We start from the raw sequence: 21,388 nt of genomic DNA, 5'->3' as shown, positions 1-21,388 counted from the left end.
ACGGGGTGGGGACGAATCGTCCCCACCCCGTCCGCGTGTCCGCGTCAGATCCAGTCGACGTGGTCCTTGAGGTAGATGTAGCCGATGAAGCTGACCGCGTCGATCACCGCGTGCGCGACGACCAGCGGCCAGACCCGCCGAGTGCGTTGGAACCACCAACCGAAGACGAGCCCCATGATCGCGTTGCCGACGAAGCCGCCGAACCCCTGGTAGAGGTGGTACGAGCCGCGCAGCAGCGAGCCGGCCGCGAGTGCCCGGCTGTTCGTCCAGCCCAGCTGGCGCAGCCTGGTCAGCACGTAGGCGCAGACGACGATCTCCTCGCTCAGGCCCTGCTGCAGCGCCTCGAGCAGCAGGGCGGGGATGCGGTACCAGACGGCCGGGAAATCGGTGACCACGATCCGCGCGTTGGCACCGAGTTCGCGGGCCAGGTAGACGAATCCGAGACCGGGAAGGCCGATGAGCGCGGCGAAACCGAGGCCCTGCCCCAACTCCTTGAACCGCAACCGGTCGAGGCCGATGCCGAAGCCCGGGCCACCGGGGGAGCGCAGCAGCAGCACGAGCACCAGCAGCGCGGGCGCGATGCCGCCGAGCAGGGACACGATCCGGTCGAGGATGTCGAGCCACTGGTAGTCGGGGGTCTTCTCGCCCCGCTGGATGGGCGCGGTGGCGACGTTGCGGAACCCCACGCCCTTGTTGATGACGATCTGGGCGCGCAGGAAACTCAGGAACGACGACAGACCGCTCGTGCCGAACGACACGGCGAGGACGGCCAGCAGCTCGAGCCCGTACCGCGGCAGATTCGGGTCACGAGTGGGTCGGACGTCCGGACGGTCGGCGCTGGCTGCCACCCGGTCAGTGTGCCGGGCGGGACCGGATGTTCGCGCAGGCCTCACAGGTCTCCGGCGGCACGACACCTGCCCGCATCAGCCAACCGAACACGACGCAGCCGAGGCACAGCGCGAAGACCGATTCGAGGGTCGCGGCGACCACGACAGCGGCGAGCAGGACCACCGTCACGGTCGGGGCGCCGAGTGCCAGCGCGACCGTGCCGGCCAGCGTCATCGTCGCGCCCATCGCCTGCGCGAACCGCTTCGGCGGCCCCGCCACGAGCACCGGTTCGCCGAGGCGCGGTGCGACGACCCTGGTCGCGAGCTGACCGAGGGGACTGAGCCGCGGACCGCTCAACACCCGCAGCACGAAGCCTGCCGCGAGCACGGCGACCAGCCACAGCCAGCCGGTCCCGGCCGCGGCCGCGAGCGCGAGCGTCAGCGCCGCTATCAGCGCGACCCCCGCCGCCACGGTGCGCGCGGCCTTCTCGTTCACGGGGTTCGGGAAGCCGATCACGGACACGCCCCAAGCCTACCCAAACGGTAGGGATTACCGCGCCGGGGTGAGGACGAGGGTCTGCAGGCCGCGGCCGTACTCACCGTGCGCGTCCGCGAACGTCGAGCGGGCCAGCGCGGACCCGTGGGCACCGAGCTGCGTGACCGACGACATCCGCAGCCAGTCGCCGACCGCCGGGCGGGCGAGATGCACGTCGAGGTCGACGTTGACGAACGACCACTGCGACCAGTCGAGCTCGGCCGAGACGCCGCTGCCGGAGTCCCCGACCAGGACGGTGCGTGCCAGCGGTGACAGCGCCTCGCCGGTGCCCAGCTCCGTACGCGGACGCACCCACGCCGTTCCCGGCCCCGGCTCGGCCAGGGCACCCTCGACGAACACCCACTGCAGGCTGGTGCCGTAACCGAACCCGTCTTGGTGGCCGCTCGATCGCGCGTCGTCGGCAGGCACTGCGACCGCCGGCGGCAGCGGCGGTGCGACCGCCGCGGTGTCGGTGTCGCGGACGAACCAGGTGCGCGTGACGAGGCAGTCGCGCCCTGCGGCGGCAACGGTCACCTCGACCAGCGCGGCCGACCGGGCGGCGCGGACGACCCGGCCGTGCACGTCCAGTTCTCCCACCGGCACCGCGCCGACGAAGTCGGCGGCGAGGCGGCGCGCGGCGAGGTCGTCGCGGCCCGTCACGGCGTGCAGCAGCGTCTCGGCGGTGGCCACGGCCAGGGCGTTGGGTGGCCCGCCGTGCTCGAGATGCGATGCCCACGGACCCTCGGTGAGCGGCCCCGCCGCGACCCGCCGCGACAGCGTCCCCGCGGCCGCGTCGACCCCGTGTGCGATCAGCGAGAAGTAAGAATCCGACACACGGTGACGCTACTGCGGCGCTCGAACGACGGATGCCCTACAGTGAATGTGGAAGGGGCGACGGCACATCCCTCCCGTGCCGTCGCCCCTTCCTTCATGTCCGCGTCCGGGTGTTTCGTCCCCGCACGCGCACCCCGTACCGAGGCGTGCGCCACGCCGTGAAACCGCGAGGGCCCTCCTGCGCGAATCCCACCCGGTACGCCCGTTAGATTCCGGACGGGCATCGCGTGCGGGAGGCACCGGGTGACGCAGGGCAGCAGAACGCACGGCGATCGGCGCAACCGGCGCCGCAGCATCGCCGTCATCGGCAGTGGTGTCGCAGGGCTGACGGCGGCGTACGTGCTGCAACGCTCGGCGGACGTCACGCTGTACGAGGCGGACGACCGGCTCGGCGGCCACGCCGACACCCACGACGTCGTCGGCGTCGACGGGGTGCTGCGCAACGTCGACACCGGCTTCATCGTGCACAACCACCGCACCTACCCCAACCTGCTGCGCCTGTTCGGAGAGCTCGGCGTCGGCACGCAGGAGTCGGACATGAGCATGTCCATCTCGTGCGGCGGGTGCGGGCTCGAGTACGCCGGCGGCAAGGGCCTGGCCGGCCTGCTGCCGAGTGTCGACGCCGTGCGCCGCCCGCGGTACCTGCGCATGCTCACCGAGGTCAAGCGGTTCCACCGCCGCGCGCAGCGGCTGCTCGCCGGTGACGACCCGGCGGGGGAGCGCATGACGGTGCGCGAGTTCCTCGCCGCCGGGCGCTTCAGCACCTACTTCGACGCCCACTTCATGACGCCGCTCATCGCGGCGGTCTGGTCAACCGCGCCGAACCAGGCCGGCGACTACCCGGCCAAGTACCTGTTCTCGTTCCTCGACAACCACGGCATGCTCTCCGTCAGCGGCAGCCCCACCTGGTACACGGTGGCCGGCGGTTCGGCGCGCTACGTCGAGAAGGCCGCGAAGAGCCTCACGGCCGTCGAGACCGCCACCCCGATCCGGGCGGTCACGCGCACGGGCAGCGGCGTCGAGGTACGCGACGACTCCGACACCGCGGCACACTTCGACGCCGTCGTCGTCGCGACGCACCCGCACCAGGCGCTGGGCATGCTCGCCGCGCCGACCGCCGACGAGCGCGACGTGCTCGGGGCGATCACGTACACCACGAACCCGACCCTTCTGCACACCGACACCGCGGTGCTGCCGACCGCGCCCCGGGCGGGGGCGTCGTGGAACTACGCACTGCCGTCGTGCCACACCGTGCCCACCGAGGTGCAGGTCAGCTACGACATGAACCGGCTGCAACGGCTCGAGGCGCCCGAGACGTACGTCGTGTCGCTCAACGCCGGTCACCGCGTCGACCCGGCCAAGGTCGTCGAGCGCATGGACTACGAGCACCCGGTGTACACGTCGTCGTCCGTGGCGGCGCGCGAGCGACTTCCCGAGCTCAACGACGGCGTCGTGGCCTATGCCGGCGCCTACCACGGCTGGGGTTTCCACGAGGACGGCTGCCGCTCCGGCGTCGACGCCGCCGCGTCCCTGGGCGTCACCTGGTGACCTCGCTCTACGAGGTCGATATTGCGCATGTCCGCGCAGATCCGGTGCGGCACGATGTCCGGCACTCGAGCTACCTCTGGTTCGTCGACGTCGACGACCTTCCGCGGCACGGTCCGCTCGCGCGCTTCGAGTCCCGTGACCACGTCGGTGACGCGTCCCGCAGCATCCGCGAGAACGTCGAGGACTTCCTCCGCGAACGCGGTGTCGACCTCGGCGGCGGACGCATCACCATGCTCACCAACGCGCGCAGCCTGGGCTACGTCTTCAACCCGCTGACGCTCTACTGGTGCCACCGCACGGACGGCACACTCGAATGCGTCGTCGCCGAGGTCCACAACACCTACTCGCAGCGGCACCGCTACCTGCTGCGGCCCGACGACGCCGGGCGCGTCGACACCGCCAAGGAGTTCTACGTCTCGCCGTTCTATCCCGTCGACGGCTACTACCGCATGAGCGTGCCGGAGCCGGGGGAGACGCTGGCGATCACGATCACCCTGCACCGCCCGGACGGCCGTCCGTTCACCGCGTCCGTGCGCGGCGTCCGGCGCCCCGCCACCCGGCGCGCGGTGCTCGCCGCCGCGTTGCGGCACCCGTTCGAGACCTGGCTCGTGCGCGCCCTCATCACCGCCCACGGCATCCGGCTGTGGCGCAAGGGCCTGCCCGTGCAACCCCGACCCGACCACCCGTCCGACACCCGTGAGGTACCCATGTCCGGCAAGCCCACCGTCGCCGACCGTCTGGCGTCCCTGCTGCAGGAGACCGCCGGCATCGACCTGCCCGTCCGGCTGCGCGCGTGGGACGGCAGCGAGGCCGGACCGGCCGACGGCCCCGTCCTCGTGATCCGGACCCGCCGCGCGCTGCGCCGGCTGTTGTGGGCGCCGGGCGAGCTCGGCCTGGCCCGCGCCTACGTCACCGGCGACATCGACGTCGAGGGCGATCTCGCGGACGGCTTCCGCCGCGCCTGGGCGCTCGCCCGCTCCCGTCCGACGACCGGGGTCGAGCTCACCGCCGGCGCCAAGGCCAAGGCGGCCGGCGCCGCCGTCCGGCTCGGCGCGCTCGGCACCCGTCCGGCGCCGCCCCTGTCGGAGGCCCGGCTCAGCGGACGGTTGCACAGCCGCCGTCGCGACCGGGCCGCGATCTCGCACCACTACGACCTGTCGAACGAGTTCTACGAGCTGCTGCTCGACGAGCACATGGCCTACTCCTCGGCTTACTACACGCACGAGGGCCAGAGCCTGCACGACGCGCAGACCGCGAAGCTCGACCTCGTCTGCCGCAAGCTCGACCTCAAGCCCGGCATGCGGCTGCTCGACGTCGGCTGCGGCTGGGGTTCGATGATCCTGCACGCCGCCGAGCACTACGGTGTCGAGGCCGTCGGCATCACGCTGTCGGCGCAGCAGCGCGACTTCATCACCAAGCGCATCGCCGACCGCGGACTGAGCGGCAAGGTCGAGGTCCGCCTGCAGGACTACCGCGAGTTCGGCGAGGCCGCCGAGGACACCGGCACCTTCGACGCCGTCAGCTCCATCGAGATGGGCGAGCACGTCGGCGAGGGCAACTACCCCGAGTACGTGGCGATCATGAACCGGGCGCTCAAGCCGACGGGACGGCTGCTGCTGCAGCAGATGTCCCGGCACGAGGGCACCGCGCCCGGCGGCGGCGCGTTCATCGAGAGCTACATCGCCCCCGACATGCACATGCGCGAGGTGTGGCAGACGACCCGCCACCTCGTGAAGGGCGGCTTCGAGGTGCGCGACGTCGAGGCCATGCGCGAGCACTACGTGACGACCGTCCAGCACTGGATCGACACGTTCGAGAGCCGGTGGGACGAGTTCGTCGCGCTGCAGAACGAGGAGGTCGCGCGCGTCTGGCGGCTGTACCTCGTCGGCGGCATGTTGACCTTCGAGGAGGGACGCATGGGCGTCGACCAGTTCCTCGCCGTGAAGCCCACCGCCGAAGGTCACAGCGGGATGCCGTCGACCCGGCCCTGGGCGGTGGGTACCACCACCGGGTGACCTTCGACGGATCCGCCTTCGCCGCAACCCTCGGCTGGGCAGCACTGGCGGTGCTGGCCGTCCTGCTCATCACCTTCGCGGTGTCGAAGGTGGTGGGCAAGCACAGCATCATCGACACCGTCTGGGGTCTGCTGTTCGTCACCGTCGCGGTGGTCGTGTTCGCCCTGTCGGGCGACGCGGCCGATCCGGTGCGGCGCTGGCTGCTGCTGATCCTGCCGGTCGTGTGGGGTCTCCGGCTCGCGGTCCACATCGGCCGCCGCTCGGTCGGCAAGCCCGAGGATCCGCGATACAAGGAGCTGCTCGACAAGCAGCCCGGCTCGGGCGACCTCTACGCCCTGCGCATGATCTACGGGCTGCAGGGCGTGCTCGCCCTGATCGTCTCGTCACCGATCCTGGTCGGCGGGTTCGAGGGCGGGTCCGTCGGCTGGATCGCGTGGGTCGGGGTCGTCGTCTGGGCGATCGGGCTGTTCTTCGAGGCCGTCGGCGACGCCCAGATGGAACGCTTCAAGGCCGACCCCGACAACAAGGGCAAGCTCATCGACGTCGGCCTCTGGCGCTACACCCGGCACCCGAACTATTTCGGCGACGCCTGCGTCTGGTGGGGCATCTTCCTCGTCGCCGCCGACACCCTGCCGGGCGTGGCCACGATCTTCGCGCCGATCGTCATGACGCTGCTGCTCACCGTCGGTTCGGGCGCCCGCATCCTCGAGAAGTCGATGAGCAAGCGCGACGGGTGGGACGAGTACGCCGCCCGCACGAGCATGTTCTTCCCCCTGCCGCCGAAGGTGAAGAAGGCCGTCACGTCCTCGTGATCACGAGGTCCTGACGCCGGCGGTGATCAGCAGCGCGCCGGCCACCAGCGCACCGACGGACACGACCAGGAAGACCCCGACCCAGAGCGTGCCGGGTGTGCGGGTCAGCCGGCCGAGCATGTCGGCATCGGTGTCGCGCGCGCCCCGCCGCCGGGACGCCTGCAGCTCGAGCACCGGCCGCGGCGCCGCCAGCAACAGGAACCAGGTGCCCGCATAGGCGACTCCGCTCTGCAGCCCGGGGGAGCCCCACCACGACACCGCGAAGACACCGGCGCCCGCGACCAGCACCGACCACAGCCCGAACCAGTTGCGGATCTGCACCAGCAGCAGGGCGAGCAGCACCAGCACGAGCCACAGCAACGCCACCGCGTGCCCGACGTGCAACAGCGCGGCCGCGCCGACGCCGACCAGCGCGGGTCCCGGATAGCCCGCCAGCGCGGTGGCCACCATGCCGGGCCCGCGGGCACGCCCGCGCGACACCGTGAGCCCGGAGGTGTCGGAGTGCAGCCGGATGCCGCCCAGGCGCCGTCCGCTCAGCAGGGCGGCGACGCCGTGCGCGCCCTCGTGGGTGATGGTGACCAGGTGCCGGGTGCGCACCCACAGCGGGCGCCAGACCACGCACACCAGCGCGACGAGCGCGCAGGCCGCGATGGTGCTCGCGCCGGGGACGGGCTGCACCGCCGTCACCGAGTCCCACACCCGGGACACGTCGCTGGAGGCCATCCGTCCGAGCGTGGCAGCAGCGGATGTGCCGCCGGGCGGTGGGTCAGCCGATGCTCAGCGAGGCGGGATCAGCTGTACTCGCCGCGCAGAACGATGCGTCCGCTGAACTGCGTCTGCCCCTCGTCCTGGACGCTGACGGCGATCGTGTCGTAGCGCGACATGAGCGACCGCGGGACGGAGATGTCGGCGATGCGGTCACGCCGCAGGAAGCCGATCGACTGCAGCTTCGACCCGTCGGCGAGCCACACCTCGTACTGCCGGCCCGCCGAGAGGCTGGGCAGACCGGCGGCGTCGAGCCGCATCCGCTCGCCGGTGACCACGGCGCGGGCGTCGGGGCCGGTCGCGGTGTTGTCCAGGGCGACCGTGGTGCCGGCAGGCAGCTGGTCGCTGTCGTCACCGGACACCAGGGCCCACGTGGTGCCCCCGCCGACCAGCACCGCGGCCGCCGCGGCGACCGCGAGGTAACGGCGGCGGTGCGTCGCCTGGGCCGGCGGAGGTGCGGCCTCGGCGCGCGCAGTCGCGAACAGGTCACTGAGATCCGGCAGCGGACGGTCGTCCGCGGGCACGTCCGCCGCCGTGTCGGCCTCGACCACGATCTCGGGCGCGAAGCGGCTGGCGGACGTCAGCGACGCGTGGGCGACGACCGTCCACACCAGCTCCTGCTGGCAGTCGACGCAGGTGCGCAGGTGTTCGGCCGCCTCGAGCACGACCTCGCGGGAGGCGTCCCCGGTGAGCAGGCTCGGCAACTCGTCGGTCACATGCTTGGTGCCCATGTCAGCGTCCCCCCGTGGCGGTCTCGAGCAGGCCCGCGAGCCGGTGCAGGCCGCGGGCGGTGCGGGTTTTCACGGTGCCGAGCGGGATGTCGAGCGCCGCGGCGATCTCGCTCTGCGTGTACCCGTCGAAGTAGGCGAGTTCGATGACGTTGCGCTGCACGTCGGGCAGCAGGTCGAGCGCCGAACGCACCTCGTCGGCCCAGGCGAACCGCTCGGCGGTCTCGCGGCCGTCGTCGCCGGAGATCTCGCGCATCGTCGACATGTCGACGACGACGTCGCGGCGCTTGCGCAGGTGGTCGATGGCGCGCTTGCGCGCGATGCCCAGCACCCAGGCTCGCAGCGGCTGCTTCGGGTCGTAGCGGTCGTGAACACGCCACAGCTCGTAGAAGACCCGTTGCATGACGTCGTCGACGTCGGCGACGGGCACGTAGCGCCCGAGGTAGGAACGCACGAGCGGACCGAGCGTCCGGTACGCGTCTTCGAGCGCCTCGGGCTGGCCCTGGTTCAGGCGAGCGCCGATCTCGGCGAGGGCGGCTTCCACGTCCACAGTTCGTCCCTGGAGTCGCGGGCGGTTTCAGACCACCCGGATCAGGTGTCGCCGGTCACTGACGACGACGACCACCGCCACTTGCCGGGTGTACCCGGTGCGCGCGATCAGCGCTTCTCGACGGCCACGTAGTCACGCTCGGTGGCGCCGGTGTAGACCTGCCGCGGGCGTCCGATGCGGGTCGTCTTGTCGTTGATCATCTCGTTCCACTGGGCGATCCAGCCGGGCAGCCGGCCGATCGCGAACAGCACCGTGAACATGCGCGTCGGGAAGCCCATCGCGCGGTAGATGAGGCCGGTGTAGAAGTCGACGTTCGGGTAGAGCTTGCGCTCGACGAAGTAATCGTCCTCGAGGGCGTGCGACTCGAGCTCCATGGCGATGTCGAGCAGGTCGTCGCGCTTGCCCATGGCCGACAGCACCTCGTCGGCGGACTTCTTCACGATGGCCGCGCGCGGGTCGTAGTTCTTGTAGACCCGGTGGCCGAAGCCCATGAGCTTGACGCCGTCCTCCTTGTTCTTCACCTTGCGGACGAACTCGCCGACGTCACCGCCCGAGGCCTTGATGTCCTGCAGCATCTCGAGCACCGACTGGTTCGCGCCGCCGTGCAACGGCCCGAACAGCGCGTTGATGCCGGCGGAGATCGAGGCGAAGAGGTTCGCGTGCGACGAGCCGACGAGGCGGACGGTCGAGGTGGAGCAGTTCTGCTCGTGATCGGCGTGCAGGATGAACAGCCGGTCGAGCGCGCGGGCGACGACCGGGTCGACCTCGTAGGGCTCGGCCGGGAAGCCGAACGTCATGCGCAGGAAGTTCTCGACGAGGCCGAGCGAGTTGTCGGGGTAGAGGAACGGCTGCCCCACGCTCTTCTTGTAGGCGTAGGCGGCGATGGTGGGCAGCTTGGCCAGCAGGCGGTGCGTCGACAGCTCGACGTCCTCGGCGTCGAACGGGTCGAGCGAGTCCTGGTAGAAGGTCGACAGCGCCGACACCGCGGACGACAGCACCGGCATCGGGTGCGCGTCGGACGGGAAGCCGTCGAAGAAGTTCTTGAGGTCCTCGTGCAGCAGCGTGTGCCGCCGGATGTTGTTCTCGAACCTGGCGAGCTCGTCGGCCGACGGCAGCTCGCCGTGGATGAGCAGGTAGCTGGTCTCGAGGAACGTCGAGTGCTCGGCCAGCTGGTCGATCGGGTACCCGCGGTAGCGCAGGATGCCCGCGTCGCCGTCGATGTAGGTGATCTCGGACGAGCACGACGCCGTGTTCGCGAACCCGGGGTCGTAGGTCACCAGACCCGTGGTCGAGAGCAGCTTGCCGATGTCGGCGCCGGAGGCGCCCTCGACGGCGTCGTGCACGGGCAGCTCGAGGGTCTGTCCCGAGGCGTCGGTGAATACCGCCGGCTTGCTGTCGGTCATGGTTCCCCTTCCAACACGGTCCTGTCGCGAACCTACCCACTGCCGATGGGCCTGTCCCCGGTGGACGTTCGGCAGTGGCGCGATGCTCACCCAGGTGGTTCAGCCCGCCGCGGAATCGGCGGGGCGGTTCTCGAGGTTCTGCAGCCGCACCTGGCCGCGCGCGACGAGGCGCCCGGCGTCGTCGTGGATCTCGACGAGCCACAGCTGCTGGCTGCGGCCGCGGTGCAGCGGCGTGCCGGTCGCGGTCAGCCGTCCCTCGGTGACGGCACGCAGGAAATCGGTCTGGTTGGACACGCCGACGACCCTGCCGCGTTCGCCGAACCACAGCGCGGCGCCGACGCTGGCCGCCGTCTCGATCGCGGTGCAGTAGGTGCCGCCGTGGACGATGCCGTAGGGCTGCCGGTGCCGGTCGTCGACCGTCCAGGTGAGCACCACGCGGTCGGGGGAGCCCTCGAGGAACTCCATCCCGAGCGTGCCGACCATCCCCGAGGTGACGGCGGACGTCATGGCGGGAGACATGCCGGGAGACATGCCGGGAGACATGGCGGGAGTGACCTGCTCGCCGGTGCTGTCGGTGCTGGCCATGGGTTCGAACCTAGCCGCGCCGGTCCGACGCGCGGGCGCCGGGACGGACCCCGGGGACGGGCCCGACAGGGCTACGATCGACGACCGCACGACCGAACCGCGGGTCGACACCCCGTCCGGGTCGAAAGATCCGGACGACCGACCGGAAAGGCCTGCCAGCCCCCGACATGACCGCTTCGTCGATTCCCGGCGTCCCCCCGTCCGCGGTCACGGAGGACGAGACGCTCAACCGGTACGCCCGGATGTTGCACCACGCCCTCGGCACCGACATGGCCCTCGTGAGCCTCGTCGAGGACGGTGAGGCGACGTTCGCCGGCACCTACGGCCTGCCCCGGCCGTGGGCGCCGGGCAGCGTCGCTCCCGTGGCGGGCTCGTTGTCGTGGCACGTGATCCAGGACGGACGCCCGATCCTGCTGGCGGACGCCGCGCTCGACCCGCGTGCCAGGGACGCGCCGTCGGTCCGCGAGCACGGCATGCACCGCTACGCGGGGGTCCCGCTGCTCGATTCCGGCGGCGCCGTCATCGGGGTCGCCCTGGCCTTCGACCGCGAGGTCCGTGAGTGGGGGCCCGACGCCGAGCAGACCATGCTCGACATCGCCGCGTCGTGCGCCGCCGAGGTCGAGCAGCGCCGCGCCCGGGTCGCGGCCCAGCGCAGCGAGCAGCAGGCGGTGGCCGACGGCCGCATCGCCCGGGCGTTGCTGTCGCTGAGCGAACAGCTCGCCGCGACCACCACGCTGCCCGAGGTCGCGCAGGTGCTGCACACGATCGCCCTGACCGAGTTGGGCGCGCTGCACGCCGGGCTGTGGATCGTCGACGGCGCCCGCGCGACCTACGTCGAGAACCCGTCCCGGCCGTGGGTGCAGGCGCTGAACAACGCGGTGCTGCCCGTCGACGGCGACAATCCCGTCGGCCGCGCCATCTCGACCGGCCGGACCCTGTTCCACACCACGATCGCCGACCACGACGCGGAGTTCCCCGGCCTGGCGGTACGCCGCTACACCGACGACGGCGAGGCGCGGGCGATGGTGCCGTTGATCACCGCCGGACGGGTGCTCGGCTGCCTGGTGGCCGTCTGGCCGCAGCAGGGGTCCCCGGACGACGCCGACCGGACGATCCTGCGCGCGCTCGGCGCCTACACCGCGCAGGCGGTGCAACGGGCGCAGCTGCTCGCCGAACGCGTCGACGTCGCGACCACGTTGCAGAACGCCATGCTGACCCGGCTGCCGTCCGCGCCCGGCCTGCAGCTCGCCGCCCGGCACCGTGCCGCCGCCGCGCAGGACCAGGTGGGGGGCGACTGGCACGACGCCGTCGTCCGGCCCGACGGCAGCGTGACGCTCACCGTCGGCGACGTGGTGGGCCACGACACCGCGGCGGCCGCCACGATGGGACAGCTGCGCAGCATGCTGCGCGGGTTCGTCTGGGAGGGCGACGCGCCGCCGTCGCAGCTGCTGACCCGCCTCGACCAGGCGGCCGACGACCTCGGTCTCGACGCCCTTGCCACCGCCTTCCTCGCCACCGTCTCCGGCGGCCCGGGCCTGCGGACGGTGCGATGGTCGAACGCCGGCCATCCCGCCCCGGTCGTGCTCGCGCCCGACGGCACCAGCCGGATGCTGGGCTGCACCGCCGATGTCGACCCCATGCTCGGCGCGCGGCCCGGGTGCAGCCGGCGCGATCACGTCGACACCATCGCCCCGGACGAGACGTTGCTGCTGTTCACCGACGGCCTCGTCGAGCTGCGCCCCGGCGGGGTCGACGCCGGTGTCGCGCTGCTCACCGACCTGCTCGCGCAGCAGGTGCACCTGCCGTTGCAGGAACTCGTCGACGTCGTGATCGGCACGATGCTGCACGTGGGTCCGGCCGAGGACGACGCCGCCGTGCTCGCCGCGCGCGTGCTGCCCGACGGCGCGGGCGGCACGGGAGGCACGGGAGGCACGGGAGGCACAGAAGGCACGGTCGACCGGTGACGCCGGCTCGGCCCCGCGGCGTCACGGCACGGACGGCACGGGCGGCACGGGCGCCGTGGGCCGAGCGGCAGCGCCGACCGGAGCAGCCCCGTCGGGCCACACCCGGCGGGGGCCGAGCAGCCGGGCGGTGACGGCGGCGTCCGCCCGGGCCAGCGGCACCGCGAGCACCCACCACAGCGCGAGGGCCACGGCCGCGAGCGGCACGACGACGAACGACTGTGCCACCGAGTGGATCGTCACGAAGCCGAGGAAGCGGCCGAACGCCGCCTGCGGCGTCACGGCGTACAGGAACGGGAACACCGCCCAGAACAGGGTCGCGAGCGCCAGCGTGACGGTGAGCGTCGCGGTGAAGAACCCGACGACCGCGTGCACCGACATCCAGAGCGCGTCCCGCCACGACGCGGGGTCGCGCACGGCGGCCAGGTGCCGTCCGAACAATCCCGGGCCGGCCGGACGGTAGGGCCGGGACACGACCTCACCGCGCATCCGTCCGGCCGCGTGGCGGTTCGCGTCGGCGTACGCACGCACCAGCGCGGTCGCGCCCACCGCAAGCGGCACCACGAGGGTGAGCGGCGAGACGGCCAGGAGGGTCAGCCACAGCGGCAGGAGCGCGACCCCGATCATCGAGGTGACGACGAAGGCGGCCGCGCGGGCGGTCACCCACAGCCGCAGGACGAGCGGGCCGGCCGGACGGGTGGGGACTTGCGGTGTCCCGGGACGGTGCTGCGAGGGTGCGTAGCTGGTCATGCACCGAGCGTGCTGCGGGAACGGCGTCCGCGCAGTGGGGCTGGGTCCACCATCGCGGGTGGACCCCGCCCCTCCCGTGGGTCAGGCGGACGCGCGGCTGCGGCGCGCGGGACGCTCGTCGACCGACGTGGTGGCGAACTCCAGCGTGCCGTCGTCGACGGCACCCCGCCGCAGCGCGAGCGCGTCGCGCACGAAGTCGTTGGTGACCCGCCAGGGCCCGCTGCGGCCCTGCCGGGGCAGCACCCCGTTCCCCCGCTTCACGTAGCCGGCGTTGAGCGCGCTCATCATCGAGGAGTCGGTGCGCTGGTCGTCGTCGGCGTGCACGACCACCTGGTCGTACCCGTGCCGCTCCATGTGCTCGAGCAGCCGGCACACCCAGTGGGACGACAGGTCGGCCTTGAGCGTCCAGGACGCGTTGATGTACCCGAAGATCATCGCCGCGTTCGGCACACCCTCGATCATCACGCCCTTGTAGGTGAGCCGCTCGTTGAGGGCGACGGCCTCGCCGTCGACGGAGAGGTCGGCACCGCCGAGCAGTTGCACCTGCAGGCCGGTCGCGGTGACCACGATGTCGGCCTCGAGCTCGCGTCCGGACTCGAGCCGGATGCCGGTCTCGGTGAACGTCTCGATGCGGTCGGTGACCACCTCCGCCGTGCCCGAGCGGATGGCGGCGAACAGGTCGCCGTCCGGGACGAAGCACATGCGCTGGTCCCACGGCTCGTACGACGGCGTGAAGTCGGCAAGATCGCCGGTGTCGCGCAGCTGCCCTTTCACCCCGCGCCGGACGATGTCCTTCACGACGCCCGGGGCGTGCCGGGCCAGCCCGTAGATGGCGCGCTGCATCGCGATGTTGCGCAGTCGGGTGGTGCGGTAGACGAACGCGTCGGGCAGCACCTTGCTCAGGCCCGCCGTGACCTGGTCGACGACCGGCAGCGACAGGATGTAGGTGGGCGAGCGCTGCAGCATCGTCACGTGCTCGGCGGCGTCCGCCATCGCGGGCACGAGCGTGACGGCGGTCGCGCCGCTGCCGATGATGACGACCCGCTTGCCGGTGTGGTCGAGGTCCTCGGGCCAGTGCTGCGGGTGGACGAGGGTGCCCTGGAAACGCTCCTCGCCGGGGAAGTCGGGGCGGTAGCCACGGTCGTAGTCGTAGTAGCCGGTGCCGGCGACGACGAACCGCGCGGTGATCTCGCTGGTCGTACCCGCCGCCTCGTCCTCGACGGTGACCGTCCAGAACCCGGCGTGCGTGTCGAAGTCGGCGGACGTCACCTTGAGGCCGAACCGGATGCGTTCCCGGACGCCGTACTCCTCGGCGGTCTCGGCGAGGTAGTCGCGGATGGAGGTGCCGTCGGCGAGGATGCGGGGGCTGCGCCACGGGCGGAAGCCGAACGCGAACGTCGACATGTCCGAGTCGGACCTGATGCCGGGGTAGCGGAACAGGTCCCAGGTGCCGCCGATGTTCTGCCGTCGCTCGATGACGGCGTACGACGTGCCGGGCCGTTCCCGCTCGAGATGGCAGGCCATCGAGATGCCGGAGATGCCGGCGCCGACGACGAGGACGTCGAATTCGGGGGAGCCGGCGGGGCCGGGCGACGGGCGGGACGAGGTCGGGCGGGCGGACGTCACGGTGCCTCCAGTCGTGTACCTGTGACGGACGGTACCGGACATCTCGCGACCGGGCGTCGCGACGGCCGCTGCGCCGTGGTCGACGGTCGGCGCCGTCGCTCAGCGGGTGGCGACGTGGGACGGGCCGAGCTGGCGGGCGCCCAGGTGGCGCAGCAGGTTGGCGGAGAAGCGGTCGCCGGTGCGGCCGATCGTCGACGCCATGACCTTGCGGACGGCCGGGCCGGCCGAGCGTGGCAGCGGCAGCTCGACGGTGAGGCTCAGGCTGACGTCGAGCAGCGTGCCGGGACCGTCGTCGGTGTCGACCTCGTCGAGCGCGTACCAGCCCTCGGCGCCGGTGCGCTCGTGCGCGCCGGGCCGCGGTGCGTGGTGGTAGTCGATGCGCGACGGCTCGTCGAACACCATCCGCTCGGTGAAGGACGGGCTGATGCCGACGCCGAGCGCCTTGATCTGCTTCATCCGCCAGGTCCACAGCTCGCCGTCGGCGTCGATGCGTTCGAGCAGCGGGGTGAGCCGGGGCAGCATCTCGGGGTCGGTCAGCACCGCCCAGATGTCCTCACGCGGGGCGAGGACGGTGGCCTGCGACCGTGTCGTGGCCGAGAAACGGTTCATGGCTGCAGCGTTCCCCGGTGGGCCTCGGCCTAGACGCCCCGGAGGCCGGGTAGACATCACCCATGGACTACCGCCAGCTCGGCCGCAGCGGCCTGCGCGTCTCGACCCTGACCCTCGGCACCATGGGGTTCGGCGGTGGCGGCACCTTCGCGGCCGTGGGCAACGGCGACGTCAAGCAGGCCCGCCGCCAGCTCGACCTCTGCCGTGATCACGGGGTCAATCTCATCGACACCGCCGACATCTACTCCGACGGCCGGTCCGAGGAGATCGTGGGCGAGGCGCTGGGCTCGTCCCGGGACGACTGGCTGGTCGCCACCAAGGTTCGCTTCCCGATGGGCGGGGGCCCGAACGACGCGGGCCTGTCGCGCCACCATGTGATCCGCGGCTGCGAGGCCTCGCTGCGACGGCTCGGCACCGACCACATCGACCTGTACCAGGTGCACGAGTGGGACGGCCAGACGCCGGTCGAGGAGACCCTCGGCGCGCTGCAGACCCTCGTCGAGCAGGGCAAGGTCCGCTACGTCGGGGTCAGCAACTACAGCGGGTGGCACCTGCTCAAGGCCCTCGGCACCGCCGAGCGGCTCGCGCTGCCGCGCTTCGCCAGCGAGCAGATCTACTACTCGCTGCAGGCGCGCGACGCCGAGAACGAGCTGCTGCCGGCCGCCGTCGACCAGGGCCTCGGCGTGCTGGTGTGGAGCCCGCTGGCCGGCGGGCTGCTGTCGGGCAAGTACAGCCGCGGCAAGGACGGCACCCTCAAGTCGCCGAAGGGCTCGCGTCTGGCGTCCGAGTGGGACGAGCCCCCGATCGACCACCCCGACCGGTTGTTCGCCACCATCGACGTCCTCAAGGACGTCGGCAAGGCCCACCGGGTGTCGGCCGCCCAGGTGGCGCTGGCCTGGCTGCTGACCCGTCCGGCCGTCACGTCCCTGATCGTGGGCGCGCGCGACGAGAAGCAGCTGGCCGACAACCTCGCCTCGGTCGAGCTGCGGCTGACCGCCGACGAGATCGCGCGCCTCGAGCAGGTCAGCCGGCCGCCGCTGCTCTACCCGTACTGGCACCAGCGCAACACCGCCGCCGAGCGGCTCGGCACCGCCGACCGCGTCCTGCTCGAGCCGTACCTGTAGACCGGGAGGCCCCCGTGACCCTCGTCGTCTCCGTCCTGGAGGAACCCTGGGACGCGCCCGACAGCGACGTGCTGCGCGAGGCGCTGGCGGCCGAGCTCGCCGCCGCGGGTCCCGAGCACGAGCTCCCGGAGCGCTGCGACCCGCTCGTGCTGTTCCTCGTCGCACGCTCGGCGGACGGCACCGCCGTGGGCTGCGGGGGTCTGCAGCGGCTCGGCCCCGCCGAGGCGGAGCTGGGGGACGTCTACGTGCGTCCCGACTGCCGCCGGCTCGGCGTCGGGGCGGCGCTCGTGCACCAGCTGGAGGAGCGCGCCCGGGAGGCCGGGCTCACGGTGGTGTCGGGTGTCCTGCCCGTGGCGCAGACCGGCGCGACGCGATTCCTCGAGCACATCGGCTACCGCCGGGTGCCCACCCTCGACGGCGCCACCGTCCGCCTGGTGCGCACCGTCGCCGACGACTGATCTCCGCGGATCGCCGTCGACCGGCGCCGGACGCCGAACCGAGCGACGATCAGGACGCGAACGGCCCGACCGCGGTGACGGTGAGCACCGGTTCGCCCGCCTCGTCGCTCGCGACGAGGTCGACGTCGGCGCCGACGCCCCAGTCGCGGTCGCCCTCGGGGTCGTCGAAGACCTGCCGGACGTGCCACACACCCGGTTGCCGATCGACGTGCAGCAGCCGCGGACTGCGGGCGTCGGCGCCCGTGCCGATGCGGTCGTACTCGGCGAAGTACCCGTCCAGGGCGGCCTCCCAGTCGACGTCCGGGTCGAGGGACGTGAGCTGGTCCGTGCGCCGCAACGCGGCCAGTTCGACGCGGCGGAACATCGCGTTGCGCACCAGCACCGTGAACGCCCGCACGTTCTCGGTGAGGGAGGCGGGCCGGCGCACCTCGACCTCGCCCGCGGCGGTGACGTCGCCCGCGGCGAGCGCCTCCCATTCGTCGAGCAGGCTCGAGTCGGTCTGCCGCACGACCGCGCCGAGCCACTCGACCACGTCGGTGAAGCCCTCGGCGACCGCGGCGTCGGGCACCGACGAGCGCAGCGCGCGGTAGGCGTCGGTCAGGTAGCGCAACAGCAGTCCCTCGCTGCGCGAGAGCCCGTAGAACGACACGTACTCGGTGAACGTCATGGCGCGTTCCCACATGTCGCGCACCACGGACTTCGGGCGCAGGTCGTCGTCGCTGAGCCACGGGTGGGTCCGCCGGTAGATGCCGAACGCACCTTCGAGCAGCTCGCGCAGCGGCTTGGGGTGGGTGACGTCGGCGAGCAGCTCCATGCGCTCCTCGTACTCGACGCCGTCGGCCTTGAGCTGCGCGACGGCCTCGCCCCGGGCGAGGTTCTGCTGCGCCCGCACCACCTGGCGTGGGTCCTCGAGAGTGGCCTCGTAGACCGACACCACGTCGAGGGCGTAGGTGTCCGACTCGGGGTCGAGCAGGTCCAGGGCCGCGAGCGCGAAGGTCGACAGGGGCTGGTTCAGCGCGAAGTTCAGGGGCAGGTCGGACGTCAGCCGCACCACCCGGCCCTCGTCGTCCGGCTGCGGCAACCGCTCGATCACCCCGGCGGCGAGCAGGGCGCGGTATGCCCTGATGGCCGCCTTCACCTGCTGGCGCTGCTGCGCCGGCGTCGTGTGGTTGTGGCGGATGAGGTCCCGCATCGCCTCGAACGCATTGCCCGGACGGGCGATCACGTTGAGCACCATCGCGGGCGTGACCTCGAAGCGCGGCGTGAGCGCCTCCGGTTCGGCGGTCTGCAGCCGCTCGTGCGTGTTCTTGCCCCACGAGACGAAACCCTCGGGCGGCTTCTTGCGGACGATGCGCCGCAGCTTCTTCGGGTCGTCGCCGGCTTTCGCCACCAGCTTCGTGTTCTCGACCTCGTGCTCGGGTGCCTGCACGACGACGGTGCCCGCGGTGTCGAACCCGGCGCGTCCCGCCCGACCGGCGATCTGGTGGAACTCGCGCACCTGCAACTGGCGCTGCCGCTCGCCGTCGAATTTGCTCAATCCCGAGAAAACGACGGTGCGGATCGGCACGTTGATGCCGACGCCGAGGGTGTCGGTGCCGCAGATGACCTTGAGCAGACCGGCCTGGGCGAGCTGCTCGACCAGTCGGCGGTACTTCGGGAGCATGCCGGCGTGATGCACCCCGATGCCGTGGCGCACCAACCTGGACAGCACCTTGCCGAACCCGGCCGTGAACCGGAAACCGCCGATGGTCTCGGCGATGCGGTCGCGCTCGGCGCGGGTGGCGACGTTGATGCTGGTCAGTGCCTGCGCGTGTTCGAGCGCCGCCGCCTGGGTGAAGTGCACGACGTAGATCGGCGCGCGGTCGGACGCGAGCAGGTCGCTGATCGTCTCGTGCAGCGGCGTGGTCTCGTAGTAGTGGTGCAACGGCACCGGACGTTCGGCCCCGGCGACCGTCGTGGTCTCCCGTCCGGTGCGGCGGGTCAGGTCGGCGGCGAGATCGGTGGTGTCACCGAGCGTCGCCGACATCAGCAGGAACTGCGCGCGCGTGAGCTCGAGCAGCGGCACCTGCCACGCCCAACCGCGGTCGGGATCGGCGTAGAAGTGGAACTCGTCGAGCACGACCACCTCGAGATCGCTGCCCGAGCCCGTGCGCAGCGCGATGTTCGCGAGCACCTCGGCGGTGCCGCAGAGCACGGGGGCGTCGGCGTTGACGGCGGCGTCACCGGTCATCATGCCGACGTTGGCGGAGCCGAACACATCGCACAGCGCGAAGAACTTCTCGCTGACCAGCGCCTTGATCGGCGCGACGTAGACCGAGCGCTGCCCGCGCGCCATCGCGAAGAAGTGGGCGGCGACCGCGACCAGTGACTTGCCCGACCCGGTCGGAGTCGCGAGCACGACGTTCGCCCCGGTGACCAGCTCGAGCACCGCCTCGTCCTGCGCCGGGTAGAGCGCGATGCCCTGCCCGCCCACCCAGCCGGCGAACGCCGCGTACAGCTCGTCGGCGTCGGCGTCGCCCGGGGTGCGGTCGGACGGGTCGGGCAGCAGCGCGGTCAGGGTGGGCGCGGTCACGGCCGCTTGCCCGGGCCCTTGTCCTTCTTGCCGCCGCCCTTACCGCCGGGCTTGTCCTTCTTGCCGCCGGGACCGGCAGGTGGCTGCGGCTGCCGCGGCGCCGGCCGAGCGGTGGTCGAGCGTGCCGTGGCGCTCGACGACGCGCGGGTGCTGCTCGGCGCGCTCGACGTCGTGCGCGACGGCGGCGGGGTGGACGAGGTGCTCCCGGCGGACGACGTCGTCGGTGCCCGCGACGGCCCTGCGGGGGAGCCGTCCTCGCTGCTGCCGCCGAGGGTCAGGCCGAGGACGACGGCGAGGGCCGCCACGCCGAGCACGCCGAACAGCAACGCGGGGACCAGCCGGCGGCGGCGGCGGTCGGCGGGCGGCGCGAGCGGGACCGGCACGCCGGGAGGCAGCGGTCCGGCACCGACGGGCGGACGGACACCTGCCGCCGGGAGGACCGCCGTGCCCCCGGGCGGCGCGGCCGCGGGAAGCACGGTCGTGCGCTCGCCGGGACCGTCGGTGGTGATGATCTCGGTGCGTCCCGAGCCCGGGTCGCCGGCGGCGAGCTCCGCGCAGCGGGCGGCGACCGCACCGGCCATGGGACGCGCCGCCGGGTCGAGGGCGGTCATCGAGGCGAGCAGGTCGTGCCAGCCGGCGCCGAGACGCGCGTCGAGCCCGCCGGGCACGAGCGCCGGCCGGTGCAGCCGCGCCGACGCGGCGGCGACCCCCTGACCCGGGTACACCATCGTGCCCGTCAGGCACTCGATCAGGACGAGCCCCAGCGAGTAGACGTCGCTGGGCGGGCCGACGTGGCTGCCGGTCGCCTGTTCGGGGCTGAGGTAGTTCGCGGTGCCGACGGTGTGACCGGCCATGGTCAGGGCGGCGCCTTCGAGGAGCCGGGCGACGCCGAAGTCGACGAGCTTGGCGTGATCGCCCCGGCTCGTGGTCTCGAGCAGCACGTTGGCGGGTTTGAGGTCGCGGTGCACGATGCCGCGCTCGTGCACGTACTCGAGGCCGGCGGCGAGTTCGGCGCCCAGCCGGGCGGTGTCGGCGGGCGGCAACGGCCCCTCGTCGAGCCGATCGCGCAGCGACCGGCCGTGCACGAGCTCCATGACGAGGTGGTCGAAGCGGTCCGGTTCGTCGCCGAGGGCGTCGTAGACCGCGACCAGGTTGGGGTGGCTCAGACCGGCCAACAGGCGGACCTCGCCGGTCGCCCGGGCGGCGGCGTCGTGCTCGGCGGCGGCCGCGTGCTGGAACGTCTTGACCGCGACGTCGCGCTGCAGCACCGGATCGTGCGCACGCCAGACGGTGCCCATGCCGCCGCGTCCGACGATCTCGCGCAGCACGTAGCGACCGCCGACGACGCGGTCGGGGCCGGGTCGCTGCGGCATGGCCGCGGTGGGTTCGGGGGTGTCGGACATCGGTTCACAACGTACCCACACGGGTCGCCGTGCACGCCCGGCACGGTGGACCGGCCGTCTCGCGAGACGCGGCGCCGGCACGTGTGAACGCGCCGACGCCGCACTCCCTCATCCCCCGTGGTGAGGGAGGTCGCGCCAGGGCCGACCCCCGATCCGGGCGCGGATGCAGACCTGATCTCCGGCGGACCGGGTGCCGATCGCGCGCCGGTCTCGCGACGATCTCCCCGTGCGGATCACGCTATGGGCAGCGCCGTACAGCAGCCGTACGCGTGCAGTCACCCAC

The 21,388-nt window shown here is 72.3% G+C and carries 19 protein-coding genes and 1 pseudogene; 7 read left to right on the top strand and 13 right to left on the bottom strand.

The window, feature by feature from the left end; translation table 11 throughout:
* Positions 1-44: 44 nt before the first annotated feature.
* Genes ACYVP9_RS07100 through ACYVP9_RS07090 form a run of 3 tightly spaced genes read right to left on the bottom strand, consistent with a single transcriptional unit; the run spans position 45 to position 2,196 of the window.
* Positions 45-848, bottom strand: a complete 804-nt coding sequence (locus ACYVP9_RS07100) for a CPBP family intramembrane glutamic endopeptidase (RefSeq protein WP_460603997.1) — start codon at positions 846-848, stop codon at positions 45-47.
* Positions 849-852: 4 nt separating this feature from the next.
* Positions 853-1,350: a DUF4395 domain-containing protein gene (locus ACYVP9_RS07095; protein ID WP_460603996.1), complete on the bottom strand. Its 498-nt coding sequence runs from the start codon at positions 1,348-1,350 to the stop codon at positions 853-855.
* A 27-nt stretch (positions 1,351-1,377) separates the two neighbouring features.
* Entirely contained in the window at positions 1,378-2,196 is an 819-nt protein-coding gene (locus ACYVP9_RS07090; RefSeq protein WP_460603995.1) for a thioesterase family protein, read from the bottom strand.
* Between the two features lie 243 nt (positions 2,197-2,439).
* Between ACYVP9_RS07090 and ACYVP9_RS07085 the strand changes: the two genes are divergently transcribed.
* The 4 genes and pseudogenes from ACYVP9_RS07085 (at position 2,440) to ACYVP9_RS07070 (ending at position 6,571) form a co-directional block, all read left to right on the top strand.
* Positions 2,440-3,744: an NAD(P)/FAD-dependent oxidoreductase gene (locus tag ACYVP9_RS07085; RefSeq protein WP_460603994.1), complete on the top strand. Its 1,305-nt coding sequence runs from the start codon at positions 2,440-2,442 to the stop codon at positions 3,742-3,744.
* Positions 3,741-4,412 (top strand): annotated as a pseudogene (locus ACYVP9_RS07080) (DUF1365 domain-containing protein); the annotation flags it as partial. The gene ACYVP9_RS07085 and the pseudogene ACYVP9_RS07080, both read left to right, overlap by 4 nt.
* 39 nt (positions 4,413-4,451) lie before the next feature.
* The gene (locus ACYVP9_RS07075; RefSeq protein ID WP_460604316.1) at positions 4,452-5,759 is read left to right on the top strand and encodes a class I SAM-dependent methyltransferase; all 1,308 of its coding nucleotides are present in this window, start codon (positions 4,452-4,454) and stop codon (positions 5,757-5,759) included.
* On the top strand, positions 5,756-6,571 hold the full coding sequence (locus ACYVP9_RS07070; RefSeq protein WP_460603993.1) for a DUF1295 domain-containing protein: 816 nt from the start codon (positions 5,756-5,758) through the stop codon (positions 6,569-6,571). The genes ACYVP9_RS07075 and ACYVP9_RS07070 overlap by 4 nt, the downstream gene beginning before the upstream one ends.
* Here ACYVP9_RS07070 and ACYVP9_RS07065 read toward each other — a convergent pair whose 3' ends face one another.
* From ACYVP9_RS07065 to ACYVP9_RS07045, 5 genes are all read right to left on the bottom strand, one after another.
* A complete protein-coding gene (locus tag ACYVP9_RS07065; RefSeq protein ID WP_460603992.1) occupies positions 6,572-7,294 on the bottom strand; it encodes a M50 family metallopeptidase in 723 nt (240 codons plus the stop codon).
* Positions 7,295-7,362: 68 nt separating this feature from the next.
* The gene (locus ACYVP9_RS07060) at positions 7,363-8,067 is read right to left on the bottom strand and encodes an anti-sigma factor domain-containing protein (protein ID WP_460603991.1); all 705 of its coding nucleotides are present in this window, start codon (positions 8,065-8,067) and stop codon (positions 7,363-7,365) included.
* A gap of 1 nt (position 8,068) precedes the next feature.
* Positions 8,069-8,614, bottom strand: coding sequence for an RNA polymerase sigma factor (locus ACYVP9_RS07055; RefSeq protein ID WP_460603990.1), 546 nt, complete (start codon positions 8,612-8,614; stop codon positions 8,069-8,071).
* A gap of 107 nt (positions 8,615-8,721) precedes the next feature.
* The gene (locus ACYVP9_RS07050) at positions 8,722-10,017 is read right to left on the bottom strand and encodes a type II citrate synthase (RefSeq protein ID WP_460603989.1); all 1,296 of its coding nucleotides are present in this window, start codon (positions 10,015-10,017) and stop codon (positions 8,722-8,724) included.
* Between the two features lie 99 nt (positions 10,018-10,116).
* The gene (locus ACYVP9_RS07045) at positions 10,117-10,536 is read right to left on the bottom strand and encodes a PaaI family thioesterase (RefSeq protein ID WP_460604315.1); all 420 of its coding nucleotides are present in this window, start codon (positions 10,534-10,536) and stop codon (positions 10,117-10,119) included.
* A gap of 233 nt (positions 10,537-10,769) precedes the next feature.
* On the opposite strand from ACYVP9_RS07045, the gene ACYVP9_RS07040 reads away from it, so the two are divergent.
* Positions 10,770-12,566: a SpoIIE family protein phosphatase gene (locus ACYVP9_RS07040; protein ID WP_460603988.1), complete on the top strand. Its 1,797-nt coding sequence runs from the start codon at positions 10,770-10,772 to the stop codon at positions 12,564-12,566.
* Between the two features lie 21 nt (positions 12,567-12,587).
* Here the strand turns inward: ACYVP9_RS07040 and ACYVP9_RS07035 are convergent, their stop codons facing one another.
* From ACYVP9_RS07035 to ACYVP9_RS07025, 3 genes are all read right to left on the bottom strand, one after another.
* Positions 12,588-13,313 (bottom strand): sensor domain-containing protein, encoded by a 726-nt coding sequence (locus ACYVP9_RS07035; protein WP_460603987.1) that lies wholly within the window; start codon positions 13,311-13,313, stop codon positions 12,588-12,590.
* Between the two features lie 81 nt (positions 13,314-13,394).
* Positions 13,395-14,939: a flavin-containing monooxygenase gene (locus ACYVP9_RS07030; RefSeq protein ID WP_460603986.1), complete on the bottom strand. Its 1,545-nt coding sequence runs from the start codon at positions 14,937-14,939 to the stop codon at positions 13,395-13,397.
* A 99-nt stretch (positions 14,940-15,038) separates the two neighbouring features.
* Positions 15,039-15,548, bottom strand: coding sequence for a hypothetical protein (locus tag ACYVP9_RS07025; protein ID WP_460603985.1), 510 nt, complete (start codon positions 15,546-15,548; stop codon positions 15,039-15,041).
* 62 nt (positions 15,549-15,610) lie between these two features.
* Here ACYVP9_RS07025 and ACYVP9_RS07020 point away from each other — a divergent pair, with 62 nt between their 5' ends.
* Positions 15,611-16,672 (top strand): aldo/keto reductase, encoded by a 1,062-nt coding sequence (locus tag ACYVP9_RS07020; protein WP_460603984.1) that lies wholly within the window; start codon positions 15,611-15,613, stop codon positions 16,670-16,672.
* A 14-nt stretch (positions 16,673-16,686) separates the two neighbouring features.
* Entirely contained in the window at positions 16,687-17,130 is a 444-nt protein-coding gene (locus ACYVP9_RS07015) for a GNAT family N-acetyltransferase (protein ID WP_460603983.1), read from the top strand.
* 49 nt (positions 17,131-17,179) lie between these two features.
* On the opposite strand, the gene ACYVP9_RS07010 is transcribed toward ACYVP9_RS07015, so the two are convergent.
* A complete protein-coding gene (locus ACYVP9_RS07010; protein WP_460603982.1) occupies positions 17,180-19,702 on the bottom strand; it encodes a DEAD/DEAH box helicase in 2,523 nt (840 codons plus the stop codon).
* Positions 19,699-21,105, bottom strand: a complete 1,407-nt coding sequence (locus ACYVP9_RS07005; RefSeq protein WP_460603981.1) for a serine/threonine-protein kinase — start codon at positions 21,103-21,105, stop codon at positions 19,699-19,701. Before ACYVP9_RS07005 ends, ACYVP9_RS07010 begins: the two co-directional genes overlap by 4 nt.
* Between the last annotated feature and the right edge of the window lie 283 nt (positions 21,106-21,388).

The sequence above is a fragment of the Jatrophihabitans fulvus genome (assembly GCF_054781375.1).
Note: the sequence above shows the minus strand (reverse complement) of the source record. Positions and strands in the feature narration are given on the sequence as shown.